This is a genomic window from Microvirga pakistanensis (assembly GCF_004458765.1).
Taxonomy (GTDB): Bacteria; Pseudomonadota; Alphaproteobacteria; order Rhizobiales; family Beijerinckiaceae; genus Microvirga; species Microvirga pakistanensis.
Genome location: NZ_SPJX01000247.1, coordinates 1 through 223, shown reverse-complemented (window position 1 = coordinate 223; position 223 = coordinate 1). Strand labels below are relative to the sequence as shown.

At 69.5% G+C, this 223-nt stretch carries 1 protein-coding gene; it reads left to right on the top strand.

All coding sequences use genetic code 11. The annotated features are described in order from the left end of the window. A partial coding sequence (locus E4K09_RS14220) for an Ldh family oxidoreductase (RefSeq protein ID WP_193557289.1) occupies positions 1 to 223 on the top strand: 223 nt, incomplete at both ends.

The following is a 223-nucleotide window of genomic DNA, read 5'->3' as shown; positions in this document are numbered from 1 at the left end:
GGCCGCGATGGCCGGCGCCATGCTGACCTTCGGCGGCCACAAGGGCTCGGCCCTCTCGGCCATGATCGAGCTGATGGCGGGCCCTCTGATCGGCGATATGACCAGCGCGGAATCCATGGCCTTCGATGAAGGCGTCGGCGCCGCTCCCTGCCATGGCGAGCTGATCCTCGCCTTCGATCCGAAGGTGTTCCTCGGCGCCGATGCCGCGCAGCACGTGGCCCGC